Raw genomic sequence first — 18,646 nt, 5'->3', positions numbered from 1 at the left:
TTCTTAGGAATTGGATTACGGCTTTCATGTATATCAGCAGGCGTTAGGCAAAAACGATGTTAGAAATTAAACCAGTTGAAAACCAACAACAACTTAGCAAACTAAAGCAAGATTATTTTGCTCAATCAACGGCTCCGCTCGATGGTATGTGGCACTTTGGCTTTGCGCCTATGGCTGCTCATTTTGGGTTTTATGAGCATGAGGCATTAGTAGGCTACTGTTGCATTAATGGCGAAGGCTATATGCTGCAGTTCTATTTAGCGCCAAACGCTAACAGCGATGCTAAAGAACTATTTACCTTAATTGCAGAGCAAAATAGTGCAGTAATTGGTGAAGTAAAAGGCGCATTTGTGAGTACTGCAGAGCCTCAATACTTGTCGCTTTGCTTTGACAACTCGTCGGTATTTACCGTGAATGCGCTGATGTATCAGCAAGTACAGCGAGGCTACAGGAGTAATCAGAGCGCGCTTAAGCTCACATTGGCGCAGCCAGAGCAACTTGATCAGTTTGTTGAATTTGCAGCAAGCAATATAGGTGCACCAGAGCAGTGGTTGAGCGGATACTTTGGCAATTTAATCAAGCGTAATGAGCTGTTTGGTTACTGGCTTGAAGGCGAGTTACTGGCAACGGGTGAGTGCCGTTTGTTTGATGAATACCAAACTGATTACGCTGACCTAGGTATGATTGTTGCTCAATCTCAGCGTGGAAAAGGTATTGCTACCCAAGTACTTAGCAGCTTGGTTAAGCTTGCTAATGAGCGCGGTTTAAGCCCTATGTGCTCCACCGAACGTGGTAATACTGGGGCACAAAAAGCAATTAAACGGGCAGGCTTAACACCGCTAAACCGTATTATTCAAATTGAATTTGACCAACAGTAAACCAACAAACCCTTGCAGGTAGTTAGTAAGGGTATTTGTGATGTGTGGCTACCAAGCTTATATTGTGGTGAGTCCCTTAAAATAGGCGGAGAGCGGCATGATTCATTGGTTACAGTCACCACAGTCGTTAATTGTTGCTAAATATGTTGAATGCTATTGGTTAATCGAAAAAACGCCAGACTCTACTGCTTACCAGTATCCTAAACTGAATCCAGATCCTTCGGCGCATTTAATCATTTCCCCGCCGAGCCAAACGTATCATTACGATCTAAACCCAGGTATCGCTGTGGGTGAAGGCAGTCATTGCTTGTATCCACACCAACAAACCTTGGCGTTAGATCACTCAAAACCCTTTGTTCACCTTGGAGTAAAGTTTCATGTTGGTGCGCTATATAGTGTGCCTCATTTCACTGCTCATCCGTTGGCACTTGATAAGGTGGAGCCTGTTAAAGACTCAAGGTTGTTCAAACAGCTAGGTATAGATGAGAACGCATTGATTGAATTGGCGCGAGATAATGCAGAACGATGCGGTAAACACTTAGATTCTCTGCTTGAGTCATGGCTAGCAGAGAGCAATGAGGATCAGCACAGTAAAATTACCCGTAAAGTCCTGCAATATCTGGACAAAAGCGCAATTTCAGATCTAGGTGAGCAGCTTTACTGCTCGCAGCGAACCTTGGAAAGAAGTTTTCAGCGGGTAACGGGGCTAACGCTTAAACAATGCCAATCGATGAATCGCTTGGAGGCTATGTTGGAGTATGTGTACCAGCGTGAATCAGCAGAGCTAGATTGGGTAGATATCGCGTTTAGGTTTGGCTTTAGCGACCAACCTCATTTGATTCGACATCTTAAAAAGCAGTTAGGCTTTACGCCAAAAAACTATGAAAAAGAGCGTGGCTTAACCATTGATGTTTATGGTGGGGTGAGTTCTGCTGCTAGTTACGAATAAAAGGAATAAATAATAAGGATCTGAGTTGCTTTACATCGCTTGGTGAGGGAGCCAACTTTGTTGTATCCCAAGCTGCGTTTCCTTAGCCAAGTTTAATGGCTTGCAACACCTGCTTTATTAACCCCCAGGCTTTACCTAAACTCAATCTAACAGTTGTTATCAATATGACGCTCTCGGCCCTTTCTAAATATATATAATACAATTTAAGTCTTTGTTTTATAATAAATTGATCGCTTGTCTTAATTAGTATAGAGTTCCGCTCACTAATATTAAAAGTAATAATAATGAGAGCGCGTGGTGCAAAGGAACTTATCAAAAACAGGGATGTTAGTAGCGTTATTAGCTGTGTGTTTTCCACTTAGTGCAGCTAATTATTATGTTGCTACTAACGGCAACGACGCAAACGCAGGCACCTTGGCCAGCCCTTTTTTAACGCTTGCTAAAGCCGCTGAGCTGGCGCAAGCCGGTGACGTGGTAAACATTAGAGCAGGTAGTTACCACGAAGTATTACGCCCTAGCCATTCTGGCACTGCTGATCAGCCGATTGTATTTCAGCCTTATCAAGATGAGAAAGTGATTATTACCGCCATGGAAGCGGTGAATGGTTGGTCGCTAGACGCTGAAAATATTTACGTTGCCGACGTTGGCTGGGATTTAGGCCAGTCTAATTTTGTTATGCAAGGCAACACTGCAATGGATTTGGCGCGTTGGCCAAATAATATTGATGGTGACCCTTTTACCCAAAACTCTTTAAGAAATACTGGTGGTAGCGGCAGCGATGTTGCCAATAACGCCTATTTAGATTATGCACCAGGCATCCCCGATGCGGATTGGTCGAAAGGCGGTTCGCTATATTTTTACGGAGATAAGCCGGGCTCTGGTTGGACAACGTGGCGTGCATTTATTACCAGTAGCACTCCCACCCAAGTGAGTTTTGAACTGGATAAAAACCCTACTTGGATCCGCACTTTTCATGCCCCTGCCGATGGTGGCGAATTTTTTCTGCAGGGGATTAAACAAGCTTTAGATTACCAAAACGAATGGTACTTTGATGCTGACACTAAAAAGCTGTATGTGCAGCTACCCAATGGTGAAATGCCTAGCGAAAACCAAGTACAGATGCGCAAACGTGAACAAACCATCGATTTATCTGCGCGCAGTTACATTCATATTAAAAACTTGGCGGTGTTTGGTGGGTCTATCGAGATTACTAATGGCGCATCCAATAACCATATTTACGGTGTAACCAGTTTGTACGGTAACTACACCTTGGGTGTGGTAAGCGGATTTTCTTCGAATAATCAGAGTATTAATATTCGTAGCGATTGGGGAAAATATAACTCGCTAAACAATGTTATCGAAAAAAGTGAAATTGGTTTTGGCTCGGGCACTGGCATTTATGATTCAGCTGAAAATACCCAAATTATTAACTCTTACATTCATGATTTTAATTACTTGGGTAACTACGACGCGATTATCAATGCCCGTGGTGGTAACAATACTAAGGTACTTAACAATACCATTACTCGCGCTGGGCGCGATGCGATTCAAGCTTTTAATAACAATGCTGAGTATGCCTATAACGATGTGTCGCGCAGTAACTTGATTGCCGATGATTGTGGCTTGTTTTACACCGTGGGTGGCCCAAGCAACAGCGAGATTCACCATAACTGGCTGCATGATGCTTATTCATCGGGTAGTAAAAGCAAAGCGGCGGGTATTTATTTAGATAACGACGCGGCCGGTTTTGAGGTTCACCACAACGTAATTTGGAATACCGAGTGGTCGAATATTCAAATTAACTGGAATGGCACCGACATTAACATTTACAACAATACTTTATGGAACGGCAGTGCCACCATGGGCGCGTGGCATAAAGAGGGAACTGAGTTTTCTAATGTAAATGTTTGGAATAACTTGTCGGATAAAAGCTCGTGGGAGCCGCAATCGGATAAACAAAATAACCTAACGGTGGCTGACTCTCCGTTTGAGGATTATGAAAATGGAGACTTTCGCCTTAAAGCTAACGCTAGCCCCATCGATGTGGGCAGGGTGATATCCGGCATTACCGACGATGTATTAGATGGTAAACCCGATGTAGGTGCTTATGAGCGTGGTGGTGATAATGCCAATTGGGTGGCCGGTATTGATTGGGATCGTAAGCTGGGCCCTACAGGTAATGGCTGTTACGGCCTGCCTGGAGAAGACTGCATTAATCCCGAAGTGAGCCTGCCTTTAGTTAACTTTGTTGTTTCAAATGTTGAGCTTAACGAAGGCCAAGAAATAACGCTTAGGCTTAATTTATCTACGGCCGCAGCCACCTATCCGGTAATTATTCCCTATCAACTAAGTGGCACTGCCGATAGTAACGATCATAACCTAAGCACCGGTGATATCGCGATTAATGCTGGAACCGAAGGTTTGTTAAAGGTGCAGGCTCTTGCCGATGCATTGCTTGAGGGTGATGAAACCTTGGTGATAACTTTGCAAGCACCTAGCAACGCACTGTTAGGTGAGAATAATACAGTTGTTGTAACCATTAAGGACCAAACTGCAGACCCAGACCCAGACCCAGACCCAGACCCAGACCCAGACCCAGACCCAGACCAGCCTAGCCAAGGTTCAGAAAGTGGTGGCGGCAGCAGTGGGTATGAGATGGTATTGTTGTTACTACTGGCGACATGGCGTTTGAGTAAACGGATTAATCAGCCATAGTTAAAAAGAGCTAAGCGAGCATGGCCTGCATGTTGTGTTGGTTAATTAGAGGTTGGCGTTGTATGAAAAATTGGGTGCATCTCATCGCAACACTGCCATGCTATGTATTTGCTGCAGATGTGCATATCGATGTAGTGGGGGTAAGTTCGGCAGAAGGGCAAATAGTGCTTAGAGTATGGGACTCTAGTGAAAGCTATTTGAAGCAGCCTATTTTTAGTAAAACCGTGCCAGTAAAAAATGTGGCTAACGGTGAGTTACGCATTAGTGTGAGTGACCCTCTCCCTGCCGAGTGTGCGATAAACGTTTATCATGATAAAAATGCTAACGGAGTTCTTGATACCAATTGGTTTGGCATTCCCAAAGAGCCAACTGGTATGAGTAACAACCCCAAGGGGAATTTTGGCCCACCAAGCTACCAAGACGCTAAAATTAAACTAACTGGGCAAGCGCAGGTAATTCGAATTAAAATTGAAGAAATTTGAGCAATTGCTTATTGTTGATTCATAGCGATTAGCAGATCGCCTCTTCACTAAATTGGGCTGCAGGATGCAGCTTCAACGCAACAAGGATAGTAATGAGAAATCCTCTAGGCTTTTGCCTTGGCATATTTGCCCTGTTTACCTTGGCTGCTTGTTCTAGCAAAACCGTGATTCCAAGTGGTGAGCGAGAGGCTGTGCGACAGCAAGTTGAGCAACAAGCCAAAACGGCTATTGAGCGCTTGGTAGCACTAAATCCCGACCTACAGCAAGAACTCGACCAAGCCGAAGGCTACTTCTCCTCTGAGCTATCTAGCTTTAAGGTACCAGTGTTAGGCAAGTCCAGCGGCTTGGGGGCTCTTTACAATAAGCAAGACGACAGCATTACCTATATGGACGTGGAGCGCTACGATGTAGGCGTGGGCCTGGGTTTAAGCTCCTATTACATTATTGGCTTGTTCGAAGATCAGCAGAGCATCGACGCCTTTACTCAAGGTGGTTGGGGCACTGGCGTGTCGGCCGAATGGCGTTTGGGGGAAAGTGGCCAAACTTATGCTAGTACCATAGAAGTGAACCAACACAATATTCCAGCATATGTGGTGAACGATAGCGGAGCTAATGTTTCGGGCTCTGCGGTATTGGTGAACTTATCGCGCAATGAAGAACTTACCGATAGCGGCTTAAATAAAACCACCCTACCCATGCGTGATATTAAATCACCTGGTAGCCAAACTGAGCACTCGCCACGAAAATGGGACCGGGTATTGCCATTTTATGGGCAGCGAGTGATTGATTTGGGCTACGATCTTCCCTTGCCTATTGGCATTAGTTTTATCTATGTTGATACCTATCAGCACATGGATCTCGATGAGTTGGAAGTGGGTGCTGGTGGCAGTGGTGCCAATGTACCCATCGATTTTGTCGCGTTTAGCGATAATGATAACCACACCCAAACGCCACAGATTAAAGTGGACGCTTGGATATTTCCTTTTATGAATGTGTTTGGCACCTTTGGCCGAATTACCGGCGAAGCCAATGTTAATTTTGCGCTAAACGGTGATGATTTACTGGAGCAGCTAGAAATAGATTGTTCCGGCATTATTAGCCACCCTGCTTGTCGCGTATTAGAAGGTAAAGAAACGGTGCCGTTTAATGTGAATGTAGACGTAGACGGCTATAGCTATAGTGTCGGTACGGTATTAGCCGGCGGCTGGCGCTCTTACTTTTTGGCAGTACCGCTCACCTTTACCTACGCCGATATGGACAGAACCAACAGCGATGGCATTGTGTTTAGCGCTGTGCCGCGGGCTGGCAAATTGTTCCAGTTTGAGGATGACCGCAGTTTAGCGGTATATGGCGGGGTAAGTTATTTGGATAGTGAATTACGCATCGACGGTAACCAGCCGATTCCCGGCACGGATCTCTCTATCGACTACAAAATTCGCCAAGAAAATACCGATAAATGGCAGGGTTTAGTGGGCGCTAACTTCAACTTTAATGCCTATTGGTCTGCCATGTTTGAATATGTAGGTTTTGGTGGTGATCGTCGCCAGTTTATTGCTGGTTTAAATCGTAGGTTTTAATAATAGTACTCACCAATATCAGTGGTTTAGTTCTGTTTTACCCTTGCTAACGTAATCCCTAGCCGCAGATTGGACACTAGTTCGTTGGCTTGTAAAAAGCGGCCTTAAGCTTACCCTTAGGAAACATCACAGAATGTGAAATAACATTGGAAATACTTAAATATCATATATTTAATTAAGGTTGGCCTGGTCTATATTGTGTGATGCACCTCCCACTTTGTTGGCATACAAATAGTCAAATGACTAAGCTTGATAGACTTTAAGCCGAATAAAATGTGAACTGGATCTCTGCTCGGGTTGCTTGTTATTTAAGCTGATTCGATAACGGTAAATATAATGAGATCTAATAAAATGCTAACTCGACATCACCTAAAATGTGGCCTGATTTTGTTGTTATTTTCGCTTTTGTCTGCGTGTGGCAGCGCCGATGATAACGCTGAAAGCTCTCAATCAGGGAATACAGAAACAGTACCCAGCCCTAAACCAGAACCTGAACCAGAGCCAGAACCAGAGCCAGAGCCAGAGCCAGAGCCAGAGCCAGAGCTAATATCCTTGCCCCTTGAAGTATTTGGTCCTAGTGGTACTCAAGTCGTGAAGTCTTTTGCGCTTGAGAACGCAGTGGGAATTAGTCACCTTCATCTGCAATGCCATGCTTGTGGATATCATGATCATGCGCTGGACGCTAATCCCTTAATCACTAAAGCGGGTGTTCGTATTAACGGAGGAGAGTTAATTTCGATTAAGCATTACACACTAAGCGATAGTGCCAGCGTGGTAGGTAATATGGACATAGAGCTTGAAGGGCCAGCTGCTGGCTATGGGGGTATAGGTGGTGCTTTTAGGACAGTAAGTTTTACACTTCCTGTCTCCGGTTTAATTCAAGGCCTCAATACCATTACTTTTGAGCATGTTAATGCTGACAAAAAATCTATTGGTTTTAGGGTGTTAGCGTTCAACTTGTTGCGCGGAGAGGATGCCACTGAATCGGTATTAGATGATGCGTTATTTACTTACGATAATCCTGAAGATTGGGCTGCTCCTGTTACTAGCAATGATGACGATGATGTGCGTTTAGGGTCGCAGTGGTGGCGTGCCAATAAGGTACTATACGATCCGTTTATTGACTCTTTAGATGGGCAGTTATCCGGAGCAGGCAGTAGTAATGGGCAAATCAATGCCTCTTGTGCAGACTGCCATGCGGAGAGTGGACGCGATTTAGCTTATTTTAACTACTCTAATTACTCGATCATCAAACGTTCTACTTTTCATGGCTTGTCTTATAAACAAGGCGAGCAGATAGCGGCTTACATTCGCAGATTGCCGATTGCCACGTCTCAATATGCGCGCCCTTGGAACCCACCCTACCAACCAGGAGTTGGTATAGACGAGCGACCGGTATTTGAATGGGCAGCGGGCGCTGGTTTAAGCGCTGTTCTTGATAAAGACAGTGATATGAAGCCTTACTTGTTCCCTGAAGATACTGCCGTGAGCGAGGTGGCTTCGCGCTTTGGCCAACTCAATATGCGCGAGCTTCCAGTGGCACTGCAAATGCCTGATTGGAATCAATGGCTGCCGTTTATTCACCCTTCTGATGCTTATGACTTAAGCGCTGATGCGGTGTTAGCTGACGACAAAGGCAATGCTATCGACCAGCCGTTTTATGATTACATCTACCAGCAAGCTAAAGACAATCTAAGCCCACAGGCCATGGGAAATATGTTTAACAAGCTTAAGGCGTGGTCTGGCCGAGGGGGAACTTGTTTTACTCAAAACATACGTAATGGCGATTCTTTTAGGGCTGCCGATGGCTATATCGCGGATTTTTTGGCAATTAGTGCACCAGGCATAGACCCGGATGACTGTGAAAATACCCGTTATGATCCAGAAAAAGTATGGGCCGTAGAGTTGGCTAAACAAGGTTTAGGTGCTTGGATTACTGTCAAATTATGGGAATTAAACCATGGCAATAATCTAGAAGAACGCTCTGCTGAATTAACCACCCCGATATGTGCAGGAGGCACCTGTGTTGATGCTAGTGAACCTAGAGGTTGGGTGGTTGAAGGGCAAAATGTGTTTTTTAGGGCTCCGCACTTTTTGGGATATCGCTCGCGTAATTTCACCTATCAACATGAGTTAGTTGGTGAGTATGAAAGTACCGCTTGGTACCATTTACAGCTAGTGATTAATCCTGGCTATCGACGTACAGCACCTAGCCACTTTATTTACACCATTGGTTTTGTTGAAGATTTACATACTGGTTCACCAGAACCGCAGAGCTTTCGTTATTGGGCTGGTATGATAAAAATGCGTCAGCAGCAAACAAACGGTCAATATGGGGTAGAAGCTGGCTTAGATCTGCGCACCGCTCAACCTTTTTACTTATGGTCGAACAAACGTGGTGATACTTCACTCCCCTCTGGCGTTGGACTTGACCTTTGGCGACAGCTGATTGATGCGATGTTGGTTGATTTAGCAGAAGATGCTGAAAACGGCACCGCTGAAGAGTGGGCCGCAGCTAATCAAAACCGAGTGGTTGAGCAACCTGATAGTAACGATATTACTGCTTGTAACGAGTGTTTCGACGGTACTGGCAGGCCTTGGCCATTTGAGTGGGGAGCCCACCAAGGACGCAATACTTTTCGTTTAATTCCTCAGCTGCGTGCAATGGGAGTTAGCGAAGCGAGCATCAACAGAACCCTAATTTGGGCTAAAAAAATGTGGCCTTTAGGCGATTGGGATTCGCATAAGCAAGAATAATTGAATCTGTAAGTAGCCCTATTTTGGGGCTACTTAGCAATGGTAGTGCTTTAGCCCCTGTTACATACCGTTAGTGAAATGCTGAGTTAAGGTTTTAGTTAGTGGGCGTTCAGATGTTTGATGAACTTGTAAATGTTCACATTGGTTAAACTGCATAAAAGCGCTAAGTTCTTTGCTTAATGCCTCGCTAAACTTGGTTATGTTTTTAAGGCTTGGCTCCAACACCAAGTTGTAAATGTGCAAGGTGCGAGTTTGGCGCTCGGCTTTGCAATCCATTCTTGCGACTAGTTGGCCTTCCCACAAAATAGGTAAACAAAAATAGCCGTATTGGCGCTTCGCTTTTGGCACATAGCATTCGATAAGATAATCGAAGTTAAACAGCTGCTGCAGACGTTTACGTTGAGTTACTAGGTTGTCGAAGGGCGACAAAATCTTTAGTTTGCTGCGAGCCAGCGGTTTGTTGAGTAAGCTTAAGCTGTTTTCTAGCGCGTAATAAGTTTGCCCAGCAACCGCTACTTTAATGACCTCACCGTTTAATAACATGTCATTTAAACAATGATTCAAGGGGCCTTTTAGGTTCTTAAGTAGATAGCTCATCTCGCTTACCAGACCAATGCCGTTAGCACTTAAGTAGCGCTGTATTAAGTGCCTGCAGTATTCTTGCTGGCTAGGAATGCGGGTATCTGTGTTGCTTGGCAATACTTTTTCGGTAAGTTGATAAACCTTATGAAAGTTATGGCGATAAGGCACCATTAAGTCTCCTTGCATAAACAAACATTCCAAGGCTTGTTTTGCTGGTTTGCTTGCCCAATCAGCAGTCTTTTTTCCCTGATGTTCAAAGTCTTTGGCCATGAGTGGACCTTCATCGGCAATTCGCTTTAACACCGCATCCATTAAGTCGTGGTTTTTTTGATACCAGTGCTTTTGTTGGCCATTGGCAAAAGCCTGTTTACGTAGCAAGCTAAAGCGGTAATCTCGCATCGGTAAATACGCTGCTGCATGAGACCAGTATTCAAATACCTGGTGCTTACGCATTAGGGTATCGAGATGACTTAACCGATAGCGAGGGTTGCGGCACCACAAAGTATGGTGATGAGCGCGCTGAATTACCGATATAGTGTCTATTTGCACGTAACCTAGCTGTTCTATCGCCGCTAGGCTGGCATCAAGCGCCGAGCCTTTGGTTTTAGCAGATGGCAAGCGCTGAGAGTGTAAAACCAGTTTTCTGGCTTGTTGTTGCGAGAGCTTTTCGGTCATTGGCAACGCTTAAGTAGTAATAATAGCAACAGCTTAGCCTGCATTACGTTGCTAAGCTATGGCAAACCAAGCGCTAGCCTTGGTTTATTTTAGCTGAATGTAGCTGCTTATTTGCTTGTCTTCTATCCAGTTTTTGGTGGTTTCGTTGAAAGACAAAAAATGAACTGAGTTTAGGTGATCGTCAAAGGCGTGTTGGTGTTGGTAAACCTCGTAGAGATAAACCTGATTGGTGTTCTCTGTTGATTGGCACACATCAAACTGCAAGCAGCCTGGTTCTTGTTTCAAAGAGGTAGCTGCATTGGTCAGCATCTCTGGCAAGAACTTGTATAAATATGCAGGCTTAATTGAGAACAGCACTGTGATTACGTACATAGTTGATCTCCTGATGGTTGATTTATAACTTGCCGGTGTAGGCGTTTTGTAAGTACTCGACTTGTTGTTGGCTTAAGTAATTGACAGGCTGTTGGCCCAGCAAGAGTTGTAGTTTGCAGCTTTCTTCGAGCTCTTCCATGGCATACAGCGCTTTTTCCGGGCTATCGGCGGCTACTATTGGCCCGTGATTGGCCATTAATACGCCACAGTAATTAGCTGCTTGTTGCTTTAGGGCATCCACCAAATCGGAGCTGCCCGGCGGATGATAATCAACCATAGCAATTGCTCCTAAACGCATTCGCAAATAAGGAGTAAGCGCAGGGATTGCGTCACTTTTATTTAAGCCTTTTAAGCAGGACACTGCCGTAGAGTAAGTGCTGTGCAGGTGCAGCACGCAGCGCATGGCGGACTGCTGTTGATAAAAACATTGATGCAACAAAAACTCCTTAGATGCTGGCTTGCCACTCACTAAATCTCCTTTGGCGTCCAAAACCGATAAGTCGTCGTATTCAAGAAAGCCAAAACATGAATTAGTAGGGGTGACAACAAAACCGTGGTCTAGGGCAATGCTCATATTGGCGGAGGCGCCGCCAGTAAGCCCGCGTTGAAAAATCGACAATCCAAACTTGATAATGCAACGTTTGGCTTGGTCCAGTTGCTGGGCGTGGTTCATGCTTGCGCTCCCAATTGTTGAATTAAGCTCACGGCTTGGTTAAAGAAGTGTTTGTCGCCAAAGTTGCCAGACTTTAAGGCAAGGCTAATAGCACGCTGATCGTTAGACTGCATAATTGGAACGCCCGGGCAAATGGATGGCCCTATGTTAAAACTGCTTATGTTTAAGGCGCTTACCACTGCGCCAGAGGTCTCGCCGCCTGCCACCACAATATTACTTGCTTTAGATTGCACCGCCGTTTGCGCTAGTAGATTCTCTATTTTCTCAGCAATGTTTTGCTGGCCTAGTAACTGTTGAGTTTGGCTTACTTGTTCTGGTGCTTGCGAGGAGTAAACCAATACTGCTGGAGCCTGTTGCTGGTGTATCCAGTCCAATATGTGTTTTAGCTTAAGTTCACCTTTGGCCAGCTTGACGGGATTAACACAAAATTGCGGTAAAGCGTTGGCCTCGGCAATTTGTTCTCGAGTTGCCTTGGAGCATGAGCCTGCAATTATCAGCACCGGTTGAGGTAAGGGTTTTACCGCGCACTGATGTTGCTGGGAAAGCGTGTGTCCTCGCGCTGTTAATAGCTGCGCCATGTATTCAGCTAAGCCAGAACCGCCAGTTAGCAGCATTGCAGGTTGTTGGGCGATGAGTTGAGCTATTTGCGATAAATGTTGTTGGTTGATGCAGTCACAAATTAAGTAACGTGCCTGTTGCTGGCTTGGGTTTAGTTGCTTTGCATTTAAATCATCAATACTTAGGTGTTCAATGGCTTGCTGATAAGCAGGGGCAACTTGTGGCCGTAGTAGCTCGGCTACCCGCGAATCGCCCATTGGCGTGAGCGGGTGGTCTTTTAATGGGCTATCACTAAGCAATTGCTGATAAACAAACAAATGCCCCTGATAAACGGTTCTGCCATTCGCTGGTAAGGCTGGGCAAATAATGGCTTGAGCTAAGTTTAGTCGCGCTAACAGGGCATCGATGACTGGGCCAATGTTACCTTTTGCCGTGGAGTCAAAGGTGGAGCAATATTTAAAGTAGAAGTATTGGCAGCCCTGTTCAAGCAAAAACTCGAAGGCCTGCAGGCTTTGCTCGAGCGCTTGTTCCACCGTTACGGTGCGGGTTTTTAAGGCTAGCACAATCGCGTCACTATTAAGGGTTTGCTTGTGAGTACTGGCTAAGCCATTGATTTGAGTGCAGCTCATGCCACCTTTCACCAAAAAGCTAGCCATGTCGGAGGCGCCAGTGAAGTCATCGGCAATAACGCCGAGTAGCGGTTTTGTTGCCATTGCTTAATCCCTTAAGTACAAAAACTAATCGCAGTATAGATTGATGAATAACTTAATGTATACATTAATTTGTGTAATAATCCCAAAATCAATAGAGAATTTGGCTCTAACTAATCACTTACTGGAAGAGTAAATCGATGTCTGTAACTACCAAACGCCAAGACCTACCGCTCGCTCAGGTGGCTTATCAAACCTTGCGCGAGTTAATTTTGAACAATGAGTTTAAAGTGGGAACTCAATACCTAGAAAAGGTATTGGTAGAGCGTTTGAATATTAGTCGAACCCCAGTGAGGGAAGCCTGCGTTCGCTTAGAGCGGGAAGGTTTAATTGAGATTCAGCCGCGCCATGGTATTCGGGTTAAGCCGATTTCTCCTGATGATATGCGTGATATCTACGAAATTCTCACCGCTTTAGAATCGCAAGCGATTGGCACCTTGGCGAGCAAGGGGTTAAGCGAGCAACAATTACAACGTTTAGAAAAAGCTACTGCAAGAATGGCCGAGTCTCTGCAGCAGGATAATTTAGAAGCTTGGGCCGAAGCGGATGAAGAATTTCACCACACTCTATTGGATCTCACCGACAACCAACGGCTAAAAGATGTGGTACTGCAGTTTTGGGGTCAGGCACACCGTGTACGCTTTGTTACCTTGCACCTACGTGATACGCCCCATGATTCAACCAAAGATCATAGTGAGGTGGTGCAGGCTATTCGCGAACGAGACCCAATTAAAGCAGCCGATATTCATCGTGAGCATAGGATTAAAGGCGGCAAAGCTATGGTCGCTTTGTTAGAAAAACTACGCTTAGCCAATATCTAAGCTGACCCACTGGGTTGCTCGTTATTCCAAGCCGCTTCTAGCGGCTTTTTTAATGGCTGTAGTAGCTGTGCTTCATTATTCGCTGGTCAAATATTTGTTAATTAAATGTTGACAAAGTAAATCATGGGTATACATTTATGTACAAATTAATGTATACATTGATTGTTGGCAGAAACTTCACTTGCCCAATTCACAAGGAGTGAATGTAGCTTATGAGCAAACAGATATTTGAAATCACCGTGTTTCCTGGCGATGGCATAGGTATAGAAATTACCCCTGCGTGCTTAGCGTTGATCCAGGCGGCAATTGATAAAGTTGGTGGGCTAAAGCTTAACTTCACCAGCTTTGAAGCAGGTGCGAACTACTACCAACAACACGGCATTGCACTTCCTGAGCAGGCCATGGAGCACGCCAAAAATTCTGACGCGACCTTGTTGGCGTGTATGGGTATGCCAAGTATTCGTTATCCCGATGGCCGTGAAATTGCTCCCCAGTTAGAACTGCGTGAAACCTTAGATTTATTTGCTGGTGTTCGCCCGGTAAAAACCTTGCCCGGTATTCCGCTACCGTTGGAAGACGCCCGCGGTAAGCAGCTGGATTTTGTATTGATAAGAGAGAGTACCGAAGGCCTATTTGCTAGCCGAGAAAGCTTTGGCATTAACGGTAGTGGCTCGGAAGAGTTTGCCACAGACACCCAAAAAATTAGCCGTAAAGGTTGTGAGCGGCTATTTGAGTTTGCCTTCAGCTTAGCCAAGCAGCGCAAGGGTTTAGGTTACAAGGGCGAAGTGACTTGTGTAGATAAAGCCAATGTATTGGGCTCGTTTTATTACATGCGACAAATCTTTGATGAGGTTGCTGCTAATCACCCTAGTTTAGCGGCTTCACATATATATGTTGATGCTGCTGCTTTGCAGTTGGTGCGCCAGCCTTGGCAGTTTGATGTGATGGTTACCGAGAATATGTTTGGCGACATATTGTCGGATTTAGGTGCTGGGCTAATGGGAGGCATGGGCATGGCGCCATCGGCAGATATTGGCGAGCGACATGCGGTGTTTCAACCTTGTCACGGCAGCGCCCCGGATATTATTGGTCAAGGCAAAGCCAACCCCACCGCGATGTTTATGTCGGCGGCGATGATGCTGAACTGGCTGGGTTTGCAACACCAAAATAGCGATATTCAACAGGCTGGAAGGTTTATCGATAAGGCCATTGAGCTGGCCTATGCCAGCGGAGAAATTCTGCCATATGAGTTAGGCGGCAGCGATGGCACAGAAGCCATCACCCATAAAGTATTTAGTAGTTTGGCGTTACTTTAAGTTTATAAAAATAAAGAACTAATTCACGTTCAAATCTGCGTAGTAATCAGCCTTGAATGTCGATTAAGCAGAAACAATCTATGATTCTGAAGAGGGCATAACATGAAAGCTAATTATAAATCTAAAATCGCATTATTTGCGGCAAGCGCCACCTTAGTGCTGGCGAGTATTAGTCAGCCGGTTATGGCGGCAAAAACCTATCCTTCTCGCACCATTACAAATACCGTGGTGTGGGGTGCTGGTGGTGGTACCGACAGTATTAACAGAATGATTATGGCTGAAATGGCCAAAGCCTTGGATGTGAGCATTAAGGTGACGAATAAAACTGGCGGGGTGGCTGGTTCGATTGGCATGAGCAGTGTGTTTAGCAAGAAAGCCGATGGCTACAACCTAGTGGGCTTATCCGAGTCAAATGTTACCGCGGCGGTAAATGGTGGTTGGGATCAGCGCTTTAATGTGTGGTCTCCCTTTATTGTTGGCGGCTCACCCGATCTTATCTCGGTGAGTGCTAGCTCTCCTTACAATAGTCTGCAAGAGTTAATTGATGCGGCTAAGCAGCAACCTGGCTCAATTAAAGCGGGTGCTGGTGGCGCGGGTTCTATTCATCACCTTAATTTGTTAGCGCTAGAAAAAGGCACCGGTGCGGCATTTAAGTTTGTTCCTTACCCTGGCTCTGCTCCTTCGCAAACTGCCGCAGCTACTGGAGAAATCACCGTTGTGGTTACTTCTGCTGCAGAGCAAGCGGCATTATTGCGCGCCGGCCAATTACGCCCCTTAGCGATGTTGGTTGAGCAAGATTTTACCATTCCTGATGTAGGCACGATTCCTTCGGCATTTAGCAGTTATGCTAGTTTGTCTGACTACTTACCGATTAGCCAAGCCATTGGTTTTGCAGTGCGAGATGATGCGCCGGCAGAAGTAAAAGCTAAGTTAGGTGAAGCGTTTGAAGCGGCCATGGCCTCAGACTCCGTCAAGCAATGGGCCGATAAAAACCTCTATTCGCTCAGTGGCGCACATGGCGCGCAGGCTAAAGATATTTTCTCTAAGCTTGAATCTAATTTCTCGTGGACCTTGTGGGAGTTAGGTTCGGCTAAGGTTGAACCCAGCCAATTTGGTATTCCTAAAATTTAAGTTTGTACTGGCTTTGCTCTCTTGCCCACGGGGAGGAGAGCACAAATAGTGACATTTAAGTATTTGACTATACTTGGTTTTCAATACTTTCTTAGGTATACCAAATGAATCGCAATAATCCTGAAGGTGCCACTCGTTTACGCCAAACTGACTTTAAGGTGTCGGTTGTATTATTGGCTCTGTGCGCTTATTTAGCTTGGGAAACCTTGTCTTTTCCTATGAGCGGCAGTTTTGGCGGTGTAGATAGTCGCTGGTATGTTTCGCCCGCGCTGTTCCCGTTTATTTTGCTACTGGTATTAAGCATTGCCAGTAGTATATTGCTGATTAATGCGATTAAAAATGCAGGCCATAGTGAGTTTTTTAAGCTGAGCCGCTGGATAGGTGATAATCGCAAGGCGGTAAATCGAGACCGCTGGTATGTGATTGCTGCACTGTCTCTTTATATCTACTTATACATTCCTTCATTAGATTTTTACTTAGCGACAGTAATGTTCTTGCTAAGCCTATGTTTGCGATTTTATGTGGACAACAACAAGCTCAAAAACGTGATAATTCAAGCCAACTTGGCCTTGAGTTTATTCATATTGGCGATGCGTTGGATGTTTGCCCCGCAGTTTTATTGGTTGGCTATGGAAGCAACGGTTGATGAGCCATTAATACTTGCCTGTGATGTTGGCGCGATCATCGCGATTGTAGTGTGTTTACTGTTGCTATGGCTAAGTCCTGTGAATCAACAAAAACGTCATCACATTCTAATAACAGCGCTAGCTGTACCCCTGTTACTGGTATTTTCTTTCAACTTTCTATTACAGGTGCCTATGCCGGTGGAATATGGCTCGGTCATCAAATTAATGGAATATATTTGGTATGAAATCTTAGCTTTGTAGCGGCCTCTGCAGGCTAAATAGGACAACAATAATGATGGACCAGTTTGCACATTTTTTTGGAATTTTGTTTGAGCTTTGTACAAGGCCAAGTAACTTGTTGGTATTGTTTGGCTCAAGCTTGCTCGGCATTTTATTTGGCTCTATGCCAGGCTTAACTGCTACTTTGGGCGTGGCCTTACTGACAACACTTACCTACAACCTGGATACTAGTACCGCGCTTATATCGCTATTGGGCATGTATGTAGGGGCGATTTATGGTGGCTCGTACCCAGCGATTTTAATCAATATTCCCGGTACGCCTGCTGCTGCAGCAACCGCCATGGACGGTTATCCTTTAGCGCTAAAAGGGGATGGCGGGCGAGCCTTAGGTTTAACCACTACCGCTTCGCTAATTGGTACGGTAATTGGGCTTATTTGTTTGGTAGTGTTATCGCCACTTATCGCCAGTTTTGCCTTGCAATTTACCTCTTGGGAGTTCTTCTTACTGGCGTTATTTGGCATTATAATTAGCGGCACCTTAACCAGCAGTGATTTGGTGGTTAAGGGTTGGATAGCCGGATTTATTGGCTTGTTTATGGCCACCATCGGCCGCGATACCCTGCAGTTTTATCCCCGTTATACCTTTGAGCAAAGCCAGCTAGATAGCGGCTTAGAGATTGTGCCAGTGTTAATTGGTGCTTTTGCTATACCGCAAATTATTAGGGTGCTAGCCGAGAAACAAACTCTGCGAAAAGCAGAAAAATTTGGTCGAATTTTGCCAGATTTCCGCACCATTGCGCGCAATATTAAACATATCGTTCGTTCTTCAATGATTGGTGTTGGCATTGGCTCGGTACCTGGTGTAGGTGAAGATATTGCCGGTTGGGTTTCGTATAGCACCGCAAAAAATACCTCCACTAAACAGCAACAAGAGGAGTTTGGTAAAGGCAGTGCAGCGGGGTTAGTTTCTTCTGAAACCGCTAATAATGCCAGTATTGGTGGGGCGCTGATCCCATTGCTCACTCTGGGTATTCCGGGTAGTCCGCCTGCAGCGATGTTACTGGGCGCACTGCTGTTACATGGGGTGGTTCCTGGCCCTACTATTGAAGCGGAACATCCCGGATTTTTACTAGAAATCACCGCCATTATGGTGATGGCTTCGTTTGCTATGTGGGCAAACGGCATGCTGCTAGCTAAACAAGTGATAAAGATTTTAAGCATCCCTAGCCCACTGTTTATACCGGTTGTGGGGGTGTTATGTATTTTAGGCTCTTACGCCTTGGGTCTTAATTTGTTCAATCTGTATTTAATGCTGCCGGTGGGCATTGTGGCTTTTGTGTTGAGCGAGAATAAATTCCCCATTTCACCGCTTGTGATTGGCTTGGTGTTAGGTGGAATGGCTGATGAAAGCTTACGTCGTGCCTTGATGATCTCTGACGGTAGTTTTTTACCAATGTTGCAACGGCCAGTATGTTTAATTTTGGTGTTATTTATTTTGTATTTCTTGTTATCACAATTTGGCCCCGTAAAGCGTTGTACTCAGCGTTTGTTTAGCCGATTTAAACCAGCCGTGGGAGGCTAACC

15 protein-coding genes are annotated in these 18,646 nt (G+C 45.2%); 11 read left to right on the top strand and 4 right to left on the bottom strand.

Annotated elements, in window-relative coordinates; all coding sequences use genetic code 11:
• Positions 1 to 56 precede the first annotated feature (56 nt).
• The 6 genes from LQZ07_RS24055 to LQZ07_RS24030 all read left to right on the top strand — a co-directional run bounded on the left by LQZ07_RS24055 (position 57) and on the right by LQZ07_RS24030 (position 9,358).
• A complete protein-coding gene (locus LQZ07_RS24055) occupies positions 57 to 878 on the top strand; it encodes a GNAT family N-acetyltransferase (protein WP_152785169.1) in 822 nt (273 codons plus the stop codon).
• A 97-nt stretch (positions 879 to 975) separates the two neighbouring features.
• Positions 976 to 1,827 (top strand): AraC family transcriptional regulator, encoded by an 852-nt coding sequence (locus LQZ07_RS24050; protein WP_152785171.1) that lies wholly within the window; start codon positions 976 to 978, stop codon positions 1,825 to 1,827.
• Positions 1,828 to 2,151: 324 nt separating this feature from the next.
• On the top strand, positions 2,152 to 4,542 hold the full coding sequence (locus LQZ07_RS24045) for a right-handed parallel beta-helix repeat-containing protein (RefSeq protein ID WP_152785173.1): 2,391 nt from the start codon (positions 2,152 to 2,154) through the stop codon (positions 4,540 to 4,542).
• 62 nt (positions 4,543 to 4,604) lie between these two features.
• The gene (locus tag LQZ07_RS24040; RefSeq protein ID WP_194164206.1) at positions 4,605 to 5,024 is read left to right on the top strand and encodes a DUF2141 domain-containing protein; all 420 of its coding nucleotides are present in this window, start codon (positions 4,605 to 4,607) and stop codon (positions 5,022 to 5,024) included.
• A gap of 92 nt (positions 5,025 to 5,116) precedes the next feature.
• Entirely contained in the window at positions 5,117 to 6,601 is a 1,485-nt protein-coding gene (locus LQZ07_RS24035; RefSeq protein ID WP_152785177.1) for a hypothetical protein, read from the top strand.
• 336 nt (positions 6,602 to 6,937) lie between these two features.
• Positions 6,938 to 9,358: a hypothetical protein gene (locus tag LQZ07_RS24030; protein ID WP_194164207.1), complete on the top strand. Its 2,421-nt coding sequence runs from the start codon at positions 6,938 to 6,940 to the stop codon at positions 9,356 to 9,358.
• 60 nt (positions 9,359 to 9,418) lie between these two features.
• Here the strand turns inward: LQZ07_RS24030 and LQZ07_RS24025 are convergent, their stop codons facing one another.
• The 4 genes from LQZ07_RS24025 to otnK form a co-directional block, all read right to left on the bottom strand.
• Positions 9,419 to 10,615, bottom strand: a complete 1,197-nt coding sequence (locus tag LQZ07_RS24025) for a winged helix-turn-helix domain-containing protein (RefSeq protein ID WP_152785179.1) — start codon at positions 10,613 to 10,615, stop codon at positions 9,419 to 9,421.
• 84 nt (positions 10,616 to 10,699) lie between these two features.
• Complete coding sequence (locus tag LQZ07_RS24020; RefSeq protein WP_152785181.1) at positions 10,700 to 10,987, bottom strand: putative quinol monooxygenase; 288 nt, start codon at positions 10,985 to 10,987, stop codon at positions 10,700 to 10,702.
• A gap of 22 nt (positions 10,988 to 11,009) precedes the next feature.
• A complete protein-coding gene (locus LQZ07_RS24015) occupies positions 11,010 to 11,660 on the bottom strand; it encodes an aldolase (RefSeq protein WP_152785182.1) in 651 nt (216 codons plus the stop codon).
• The gene (gene otnK / locus LQZ07_RS24010; protein WP_152785184.1) at positions 11,657 to 12,931 is read right to left on the bottom strand and encodes a 3-oxo-tetronate kinase; all 1,275 of its coding nucleotides are present in this window, start codon (positions 12,929 to 12,931) and stop codon (positions 11,657 to 11,659) included. The genes LQZ07_RS24015 and otnK overlap by 4 nt, the downstream gene beginning before the upstream one ends.
• A gap of 137 nt (positions 12,932 to 13,068) precedes the next feature.
• Here otnK and LQZ07_RS24005 point away from each other — a divergent pair, with 137 nt between their 5' ends.
• The 5 genes from LQZ07_RS24005 (at position 13,069) to LQZ07_RS23985 (ending at position 18,644) form a co-directional block, all read left to right on the top strand.
• Positions 13,069 to 13,749, top strand: coding sequence for a GntR family transcriptional regulator (locus LQZ07_RS24005; RefSeq protein ID WP_152785186.1), 681 nt, complete (start codon positions 13,069 to 13,071; stop codon positions 13,747 to 13,749).
• Between the two features lie 212 nt (positions 13,750 to 13,961).
• The gene (locus LQZ07_RS24000) at positions 13,962 to 15,065 is read left to right on the top strand and encodes an isocitrate/isopropylmalate dehydrogenase family protein (protein WP_194164208.1); all 1,104 of its coding nucleotides are present in this window, start codon (positions 13,962 to 13,964) and stop codon (positions 15,063 to 15,065) included.
• Between the two features lie 102 nt (positions 15,066 to 15,167).
• On the top strand, positions 15,168 to 16,196 hold the full coding sequence (locus LQZ07_RS23995; protein WP_152785188.1) for a tripartite tricarboxylate transporter substrate binding protein: 1,029 nt from the start codon (positions 15,168 to 15,170) through the stop codon (positions 16,194 to 16,196).
• Positions 16,197 to 16,300: 104 nt separating this feature from the next.
• A complete protein-coding gene (locus LQZ07_RS23990) occupies positions 16,301 to 17,083 on the top strand; it encodes a tripartite tricarboxylate transporter TctB family protein (protein WP_152785190.1) in 783 nt (260 codons plus the stop codon).
• 31 nt (positions 17,084 to 17,114) lie between these two features.
• Positions 17,115 to 18,644 carry a tripartite tricarboxylate transporter permease gene (locus LQZ07_RS23985; protein WP_227981624.1) on the top strand — a complete coding sequence of 510 codons (1,530 nt, stop codon included), beginning with the start codon at positions 17,115 to 17,117 and terminating at the stop codon, positions 18,642 to 18,644.
• The last annotated feature ends 2 nt before the right edge of the window (positions 18,645 to 18,646 follow it).

It is taken from the genome of Agarivorans sp. B2Z047, from assembly GCF_023373605.1.
GTDB classification, from domain to species: domain Bacteria; phylum Pseudomonadota; class Gammaproteobacteria; order Enterobacterales; family Celerinatantimonadaceae; genus Agarivorans; species Agarivorans albus.
The sequence above is the reverse complement of the archived record's forward strand: the minus strand, read 5'-3'. Positions and strand labels throughout refer to the sequence as shown.

Coding starts and splice junctions, on each gene's coding strand:
- LQZ07_RS24055 (WP_152785169.1), top strand. CDS start 57: ATGTTAGAAATTAAACCAGTTGAAAACCAACAACAACTTAGCAAACTA.
- LQZ07_RS24050 (WP_152785171.1), top strand. CDS start 976: ATGATTCATTGGTTACAGTCACCACAGTCGTTAATTGTTGCTAAATAT.
- LQZ07_RS24045 (WP_152785173.1), top strand. CDS start 2,152: ATGTTAGTAGCGTTATTAGCTGTGTGTTTTCCACTTAGTGCAGCTAAT.
- LQZ07_RS24040 (WP_194164206.1), top strand. CDS start 4,605: ATGAAAAATTGGGTGCATCTCATCGCAACACTGCCATGCTATGTATTT.
- LQZ07_RS24035 (WP_152785177.1), top strand. CDS start 5,117: ATGAGAAATCCTCTAGGCTTTTGCCTTGGCATATTTGCCCTGTTTACC.
- LQZ07_RS24030 (WP_194164207.1), top strand. CDS start 6,938: ATGAGATCTAATAAAATGCTAACTCGACATCACCTAAAATGTGGCCTG.
- LQZ07_RS24025 (WP_152785179.1), bottom strand. CDS start 10,615: ATGACCGAAAAGCTCTCGCAACAACAAGCCAGAAAACTGGTTTTACAC.
- LQZ07_RS24020 (WP_152785181.1), bottom strand. CDS start 10,987: ATGTACGTAATCACAGTGCTGTTCTCAATTAAGCCTGCATATTTATAC.
- LQZ07_RS24015 (WP_152785182.1), bottom strand. CDS start 11,660: ATGAACCACGCCCAGCAACTGGACCAAGCCAAACGTTGCATTATCAAG.
- otnK (WP_152785184.1), bottom strand. CDS start 12,931: ATGGCAACAAAACCGCTACTCGGCGTTATTGCCGATGACTTCACTGGC.
- LQZ07_RS24005 (WP_152785186.1), top strand. CDS start 13,069: ATGTCTGTAACTACCAAACGCCAAGACCTACCGCTCGCTCAGGTGGCT.
- LQZ07_RS24000 (WP_194164208.1), top strand. CDS start 13,962: ATGAGCAAACAGATATTTGAAATCACCGTGTTTCCTGGCGATGGCATA.
- LQZ07_RS23995 (WP_152785188.1), top strand. CDS start 15,168: ATGAAAGCTAATTATAAATCTAAAATCGCATTATTTGCGGCAAGCGCC.
- LQZ07_RS23990 (WP_152785190.1), top strand. CDS start 16,301: ATGAATCGCAATAATCCTGAAGGTGCCACTCGTTTACGCCAAACTGAC.
- LQZ07_RS23985 (WP_227981624.1), top strand. CDS start 17,115: ATGATGGACCAGTTTGCACATTTTTTTGGAATTTTGTTTGAGCTTTGT.